Origin of the sequence: Streptomyces qinglanensis (assembly GCF_900111245.1) — a bacterium.
GTDB classification, from domain to species: domain Bacteria; phylum Actinomycetota; class Actinomycetes; order Streptomycetales; family Streptomycetaceae; genus Streptomyces; species Streptomyces qinglanensis.
Window position 1 is genome coordinate 13,306 of the sequence record NZ_FOGO01000002.1, and the last position, 7,083, is coordinate 20,388.

General features: G+C 64.1%; 8 protein-coding genes. 4 read left to right on the plus strand and 4 right to left on the minus strand.

Going from position 1 to position 7,083, the window contains the following annotated elements:
- Window positions 1-34: 34 nt before the first annotated feature.
- Genes BMX65_RS04350 through queC form a run of 4 tightly spaced genes read right to left on the minus strand, consistent with a single transcriptional unit; the run spans window position 35 to window position 2,495 of the window.
- A complete protein-coding gene (locus tag BMX65_RS04350; RefSeq protein WP_074998826.1) occupies window positions 35-802 on the minus strand; it encodes a GTP cyclohydrolase I FolE2 in 768 nt (255 codons plus the stop codon).
- A gap of 2 nt (window positions 803-804) precedes the next feature.
- Window positions 805-1,161 carry a 6-carboxytetrahydropterin synthase QueD gene (gene queD, locus BMX65_RS04355; RefSeq protein WP_074998827.1) on the minus strand — a complete coding sequence of 119 codons (357 nt, stop codon included), beginning with the start codon at window positions 1,159-1,161 and terminating at the stop codon, window positions 805-807.
- Window positions 1,162-1,797, minus strand: a complete 636-nt coding sequence (queE, locus tag BMX65_RS04360) for a 7-carboxy-7-deazaguanine synthase (protein ID WP_074998828.1) — start codon at window positions 1,795-1,797, stop codon at window positions 1,162-1,164.
- 2 nt (window positions 1,798-1,799) lie between these two features.
- Entirely contained in the window at window positions 1,800-2,495 is a 696-nt protein-coding gene (gene queC, locus BMX65_RS04365) for a 7-cyano-7-deazaguanine synthase QueC (RefSeq protein ID WP_074998829.1), read from the minus strand.
- Between the two features lie 202 nt (window positions 2,496-2,697).
- Here queC and BMX65_RS04370 point away from each other — a divergent pair, with 202 nt between their 5' ends.
- Genes BMX65_RS04370 through dbpB (BMX65_RS04385) form a run of 4 tightly spaced genes read left to right on the plus strand, consistent with a single transcriptional unit; the run spans window position 2,698 to window position 7,020 of the window.
- On the plus strand, window positions 2,698-3,519 hold the full coding sequence (locus tag BMX65_RS04370; RefSeq protein WP_239502152.1) for a hypothetical protein: 822 nt from the start codon (window positions 2,698-2,700) through the stop codon (window positions 3,517-3,519).
- Window positions 3,516-4,658: a DGQHR domain-containing protein DpdB gene (dbpB, locus tag BMX65_RS04375; RefSeq protein WP_074998831.1), complete on the plus strand. Its 1,143-nt coding sequence runs from the start codon at window positions 3,516-3,518 to the stop codon at window positions 4,656-4,658. The genes BMX65_RS04370 and dbpB (BMX65_RS04375) overlap by 4 nt, the downstream gene beginning before the upstream one ends.
- On the plus strand, window positions 4,655-5,878 hold the full coding sequence (gene dpdA / locus BMX65_RS04380; protein WP_074998832.1) for a tRNA-guanine transglycosylase DpdA: 1,224 nt from the start codon (window positions 4,655-4,657) through the stop codon (window positions 5,876-5,878). Before dbpB (BMX65_RS04375) ends, dpdA begins: the two co-directional genes overlap by 4 nt.
- 47 nt (window positions 5,879-5,925) lie before the next feature.
- Window positions 5,926-7,020, plus strand: coding sequence for a DGQHR domain-containing protein DpdB (gene dbpB, locus BMX65_RS04385; protein ID WP_074998833.1), 1,095 nt, complete (start codon window positions 5,926-5,928; stop codon window positions 7,018-7,020).
- Window positions 7,021-7,083: the final 63 nt, after the last annotated feature.

Genomic DNA, 7,083 nt, shown 5'->3' on the forward strand with positions numbered 1-7,083 from the left:
AGAGCCCGCGCGCTGGATGCCATGGACTGGGTGGCTAACCAGAGATGAAGGCGATGGCATCGTGGCTATGGATGCTCTCCAGATTGCGGATACTCACCGCGTGCCGAAGGCCCCGAGCCCGGCAGGAGGCGCTGACCTCGCGGGCCATGTCCTCGACGAGGACCGGACTGTCGTACGCCTGCATGGTCAAGACACGCTCGTCGGCGCGTTTGACCAAGGGCACCACTGGCGCCGAGGCAGAGGACGACAGCAACCGCACGGCGCCATGAACCGACAGGGGGTAGGGGGTGTCGCCCTGGCCGGTCACGGTGAGCGTGACCTTGCTGCGTTGATTGTGTGCGCCGTAGTCGGAGATGGCCTTGGAACACGGGCAGAGGCTGGTCACCTCCGCGGTCACGGCCGTCTGGACCGTCACGTTGCCGTTGTCCCATTGCCCTTCGATACGGATGTCGTGCACCTGCTTTGACTCACGGCCACTTGCCGGGGCGACCACGGTCGTACTGACGGGCATGGCCATCGCCACGGTGATGGCGGGCGCATCCAGCAGCCCCGCACCGGCCTTGAGGACAGTGGGCAACCGCCGCGGGTCGAACCTCTGCAAGTGCTCGTGCACGAGGGCGACCATGCGGCTCATATGCGTGCCGCGCCGGTCGTTCTGGAGGCGCACCGTCACCCCGAAGTCCGCGATGCCCTCCTGGCGGAAGTGGCCGTCCTCGAAGGACACGGGGTATCGGACACCGTCGATACCGACCCGGTCGAGTTCAATACCCCGGGAATCGGTTTCGTTTTGGATGTCGTGCATGCTCACTCGCCCCGGTACGTGCAGCCCGACGTGCACGTCTCGCGGACCGTCAGAGCCGAGAGCCCCGACAGGTTGGGCTGGAGGCGTTCCCAGATCCAGCGGGCCAGGACCTCGCTGGTCGGGTTCTCCAGGCCCTCGATGTCGTTCAGGTAATAGTGGTCGAGTTGCGACTCGATCGGCTTGAACGTTCGCTTGAGGTCACCGAAGTCCATGACCCAGCCCGCCTCATGGTCAACCGGCGCCTCGACGTGCACGATCACCTTGTAGGAGTGGCCGTGCAGCCGGGAGCATTTGTGGCCCTCGGGGACGTTGGGCAGCCGGTGCGCCGCCTCGAAATTGAACTCGCGAAAGATTTCCATTTACTGAATTCCCAGATACTTGTGCGTCTGGAGAGAGAGAATCCAGCGCGGGTTTTTCATGCAGTATTCCACTACAGCACGGGTGTTGGCCTCCAAATCGGGGCCATCCATTGCTTGAAGGCGGAAGAACCTGAAGTCCAGATTTTCAAACTGGGCAGGAACTCCGCCCAGTTGAGGGTAGACCAGCTTCAACTCGTCGCCCTTGGTGACCACAAGTTCGGAGCCAATCTTGGGGCTCACACACAGCCAGTCGATGCCCGCTGGCGGCACGCGCGTGCCGTTGGTCTCGACCGCGACCTCGAAGCCCCTGTCATGCAGGGCCTCGACGGCCGCCTCGTCGAGCTGCAGGAGCGGCTCGCCGCCAGTGCACACGACGAAGCGGTGCTCAGCGGACTCCGAAGGCCAGGCGTTGTCCACGGCTTGGGCGAGGTCCTCGGGCGTGGCGAACCGGCCGCCGCCTTCGCCGTCGGTACCCACGAAGTCGGTGTCGCAGAACTGGCAGATGGCGCGGTGGCGGTCCTTCTCCAGGCCCGTCCACAGGTTGCAGCGTGAGAAGCGGCAGAAGACCGCCGGACGGCCTGCATGGCTGCCCTCGCCTTGGAGGGTGTAGAAGATCTCTTTGATCAGATACGTCATTCTCAGGCGTCCTGGTACCGCACGGGGTCGGTGGAACCAGCCTCGGCGAAACCCTTCAGGCGAAGCAGGCAGGTCTCGCAGCGGCCGCAGGCTCGTCCCTGCTCGTCGGGGTCGTAGCAGCTGGAGGTGATGGAGTAGTCCACACCCAGGCGCAGGCCCTCACGTACGATGTCGGCCTTCGACATCTCCATGAGCGGCGAGTGGATCTTGAGCTGCTGGGTGCCCTCGACGCCGGCACGGGTCGCCAGGTTGGCCATCTTTGCGTACGCGTCGATGTACTCCGGACGACAGTCCGGGTAGCCGCTGTAGTCGACGGCAGTGACACCAGTGAAGATGTCACTCGCGTTGACAGTTTCGGCGTATGCCAGCGCGAACGACAAGAAGATGGTGTTGCGTGCAGGCACATAAGTGATCGGCACGCCGCCCCCCTCGGTGCGGTCCAGAGAGTCATGCTTGGGCACCTCGATGTCCGAGGTCAACGCGGAGCCGCCGAAAACTCGCAGGTCAATGTCAGCAATGACGTGCCGGGCCGCGCCCTGGGCCTCGACCACGCGCTTCGCGGCCTCGAGTTCCACGCTGTGGCGCTGGCCGTAGCGGAAGCTGAGGGCGTACGGCGTGTAGCCCTGGTCCTTCGCGATGGCCAAGACCGTGGTCGAGTCCAGACCGCCGCTCAGCAGAACGATCGCAGGACGTGCCATGCCTTACTCCCTAGTTAGGCCGGTGTGTATGCCTGAAGCCTAGCGTGGAAACTGACAGGTAGAGTAACCGCCAGCAAGTACGAGTTATGAGCGTCGGGAGTCGAACCGCGTGGGGCAACTATCGCTGGTGGTTACGTGCACTGACCGCAAGGTCGAGAGGCCGGACGCGGCCCTGTGCGCCAGAAACCTGCCGGAGGGCAGCGTGAAGCAGCGCTCCGGCAACTGGCAGGAGCGCCTGCGGAGCGCGACCGCGCGCGGAGGGCACTCTCTGCCCTCCCTCAGGGAGCTCTACCGTGGTGATCACTGGGCTCGGTCGCGCCGTCTGGTGGCGGCGGCCTCGGACGCCGGGTACCAGGCGCAACTGTGGGTGGCCTCGGCCGGGCTGGGCCTGCAGCCGGTCGAGCCCGAAGCGCAGAGGGCACCCGTCTATGCCGCAACGTTCAGCACGCGGCACGCCGATGCCGTCGCCACGTCGACGGCGGAGAACGCCCAGTGGTGGGGTCACCTTCAGGAGGGGACCGGACAAGTCACGTTGCAGGAACTCGGCCAGCGAGGGCCGGTCCTCATGGTGCTCTCCGAGGTCTACGCGAGCGCCATGGAAGAGGAACTGCTTGCCCTGGGGAAGCAAGGCAGTGAGGCGCTGCTCATCGGGGGCGTGCGCGAGGTCCCCGGAGTGCACCGGGTCCGGTCCGACGCCGGCCTGAGCCATGCGCTGGGCGGCACGTTGACGAGCCTGAACGCGCGCATGGCCGCGTCGTGGCTCGAGCACTCCCGGGATCACGCGCTCACCTCGCCGGAGGCGCAGAAGGCGTGGAACGCGTGGTCGACCGCCACCACGAAGCCGGTGCAGTACAACCGGGAGCCCATGTCGGATGATGACGTGATCGCCTTTATCGGGCGGGAGACGGCGAAGGTGCCGGACATTTCCCGCACCCGGCTGCTGCGGGCCCTGCGTGACAGCGGGCGAGCCTGCGAGCAGAGCAGGTTTGCCAGTCTGTACAAGAGGACCACGGGGGAGCGGTGACAGAAGACGTCATCAGACGCAGGGCGCTGCGGATCGAGCAGAATCCGGGCATCCCGCTCTACGTGTTCGCGCTCGAAGCGGGGGAGATTGACCGGGTGGCCGATGTCGCGCGGATCTCCCGGGACGAAGCGGGCAAACTGTTCGGGTACCAGAGGCCCGAGAAGAAGCAGCACGTGAAGCAGATCCTGGAGTACCTCGACAGCGAGGACGTGTTGTTCCCCAATGGGCTCATCCTTGCCCTGCCGGCCTCAGTGCGGTTCAGGGGCAGCCGCGGGCCGAACAGCACGGACGGTCTTTCCACGATCGGGACGCTGGAAATTCACCTGCCCGAGTCGCCCGGCGCTCCCCGGCCTGCCTTCATCGTGGACGGGCAGCAGCGCAGCCTGGCGCTTGCGCGCACCCGCAGATCCAAGTTGCCCGTCATGGTGGCTGGCTTTGTCGCCGAGGACATCGAGGTGCAGCGGGATCAGTTCCTGCGCGTCAACACGGTGTCACCGCTGCCCGGCAACCTGGTGACGGAACTCCTCCCCGAGGTGCACACCAAACTCCCGACAAAGCTGTCCGCGAAGAAGCTTCCCTCCGTCCTGGTAAATGCGCTGAACCAGGACGCCGACTCCCCCTTCAAGGGACTGATCAAGCAGGCGTCGACCATCACGGACAAGCGATCCAGCGCCGTGGTGAAGGACAACAGCCTGATCTCCGCTATCGAGGAATCCCTGAAGCCGTCGGGCGCTCTTTTCCCGTACAAGAATCTCTCGAACGGGACGGTCGAAACCGCCACGATCCGCAGCATCCTCATCACCTACTGGAGCGCTGTACGGGACACCTTCCCCGACGCCTGGGGCGTATCACCGACCAAGAGTCGCCTCATGCACGGCGTCGGTATCCGCTCGATGGGGCGACTCATGGACCGAGTCATGGACCGGGTCCTCGCTGTCGCCGAACCGGGTTCGCCCGAGGCCCACGAGCAGGCCAAGGCCGAGTTGGCGCTCATCGCTCCCCACTGCCACTGGACCAAGGGGCGCTGGCCGGAACTCAACACCCCGTGGGACGAACTCCAGAACACACCACGGCATATCAGCACCCTTTCGAACCTTCTGATTCGTATCTACTTCCAGTCAAGGACCAGCGCGTCGTGAAGTTCTATTTTCCGGACAGTCAGGACCAAGTCAGCCCGAGTTACGACTTCCTTAACGATGAATACCCCGACTTTCGTGTCCGGCAGCGCGATGACCGCTATGCGCACCAGGTAGTCACTCCCGCCCCCTACAAGGGCATACTGGTCAGCAAGGCCATCGTTGACGGCTCTGTTAAGGGTGCCGGAAAGTACACTGCTCCCCAGCGGCAGCGGCTCTACCGCCTCGGCGTCCGCGACTTCTTCCGACTCCCCGAAGGAATGGACAGCCTCGGAGACTGCGGCGCATTCAACTATGTCGACGAGAAGATCCCTCCGTACTCAGTTGAAGAAGTTCTCGATTTTTATGAAGAATGCCAGTTCGACGAGGGCGTCAGCATTGACCACGTGATCTTCGGATACCAACCGGAGGCCACCGACGCCGAGGTCGATCCGGCGTGGGCCGAGCGTCGACGCATCTCGCTCAGGCTCGCCGAGGAATTCCTTGCCGGCATCGAGGACCGCAAGAGCAAGGTCATCCCCTTCGGTGCCGCCCAGGGATGGAGCCCGGCCAGCTATGCAGACAGCGTGGCCCAACTCCAGGACATGGGATACAAGCGCATCGCCCTTGGCGGCATGGTTCCCCTCAAGACCCACGAGATCATGGCCTGCCTTGACAAGATCGAAGAGATCCGCGACAAGGGCAACACCAAACTGCACCTGCTGGGCATCACGCGCATCGGCAGCATGGAAGAATTCTCCAAGCGCGGCGTGGCTAGCTTCGACAGCACGTCTGCCTTCCGGCAGGCATTCATGGACGAGCGCAACAACTTCCATACCGCCGAGGAGACCTACACGGCCGTCCGGGTCCCCCAGGTCGACGGGAATCCCACACTCAAGAGGCAGATCCTGGCGGGGGTGGTCTCTCAGTCAGCCGCCATCAAGGCGGAGCGCGAATGCCTCCACGCCTTGCGTGCGTACGGCAACGATCAACTGGAACTGACCGAGGCCATGGCAGCGTTGGAGACCTACTTGACTCTCGTTGACGAGAAAAAATGGGCCAAGTACCACGATAAATACAAGAAAACCCTGGCCGACCGTCCTTGGAATCACTGCTCCTGCCTTCTCTGCAAGGACCTGGGTGTCGAGATCGTCATCTTCCGCGGTACCGAACGGAACAAGCGCCGCGGATTCCACAACATGACCGTCCTCCAGGCGAAGATGAGCCAACTCAACTTCACGTGAACACCTGAGCCGCCCGATATATACGAACTGCCCACCTAGGAGATGATGTGGCCGACCGATACGCGTTGCGACTCCCCGCTCTGCAAGTGAATCAAGGCGACAAGCAGATCTACTGCTTCGCGGTCGACGGCAAGAAACTGCACGACTTCACCGCCGTCTCACGCATCCGCCGCGATGATGAGAAGCAACTGCAGGGGTATCAGCGACCCGAGGCCCTCAGCCACATCCGGGCAATCCGCCGCTACCTCGAGTCCGACGGGGCGATGCTGCCCAACGCCCTGGTCCTTGCGTTCGACGACCGGGTGGAGTTCGTTGCGGGGCGGCCAACCAATGGCATCGACTACGCCGTCCCGGGCGAGTTGGTCATCCCCGTCGACGAGTCGCTCGCCGAGCACGAAAAGCCGGCCTGGCTCGTGGACGGTCAGCAGCGCAGCGCGGCGATTCGGGACGCCGCCCTGGCGGAGTTTCCCGTCGCGGCGGTGGGATTCATTGCCTCCCAGGAAGAGCAGCGGTCGCAGTTCATCCTGGTCAACTCGACCAAGCCGCTGCCCAAGGGCCTCGTGTACGAACTGCTGCCCGAGACCACCGGCCAGCTGCCGCGCTCGTACGCGCGCCGCCAGCTCGCGGCGAAAATCATGGTCCTGCTGAACATGGGGGATGGCCCTTTCAGCGGAAGGATCAGCAGCCCCACGTCGCCCGGCGGCAGCATCAAGGACAACAGCGTTCTGAAGATGCTGGAGCACAGCATCTACGAAGGCGCCCTGTACCAGTACCGCAACGCCGAAAACGGTACCGGAGACGAAGAGGCGATGCTGGCGCACCTGCTGTCCTTCTGGAAGCCCGTGGCGAGCATGTTCGAGGACGCGTGGGACAGACCTCCCAAGGAGTCGAGGCTGACCCACGGCGTGGGCATCCAGGCCATGGGTTTCGTTATGGACCGGCTCACCGCGGACGTCCCCTATGACAAGGTCAATTGGGACAGGGTCCGCGTCTCGCTGCGCGGCCTGGAAGGCAACGTCGCCTGGACGTCGGGCACCTGGACGTTTGCAGACGGCCAGGAACGCCGTTGGAACAGCCTCCAGAACACGGCGAGCGACGTGCGGCTGCTCAGCAGCCACCTGCAGGCCTGCGCCGACAGATAGTCACGCCTCCCTGCTGACCCACCGGTGGCCTCCTCCACGAAAGCGGAGGAGGAGGCCACCGGT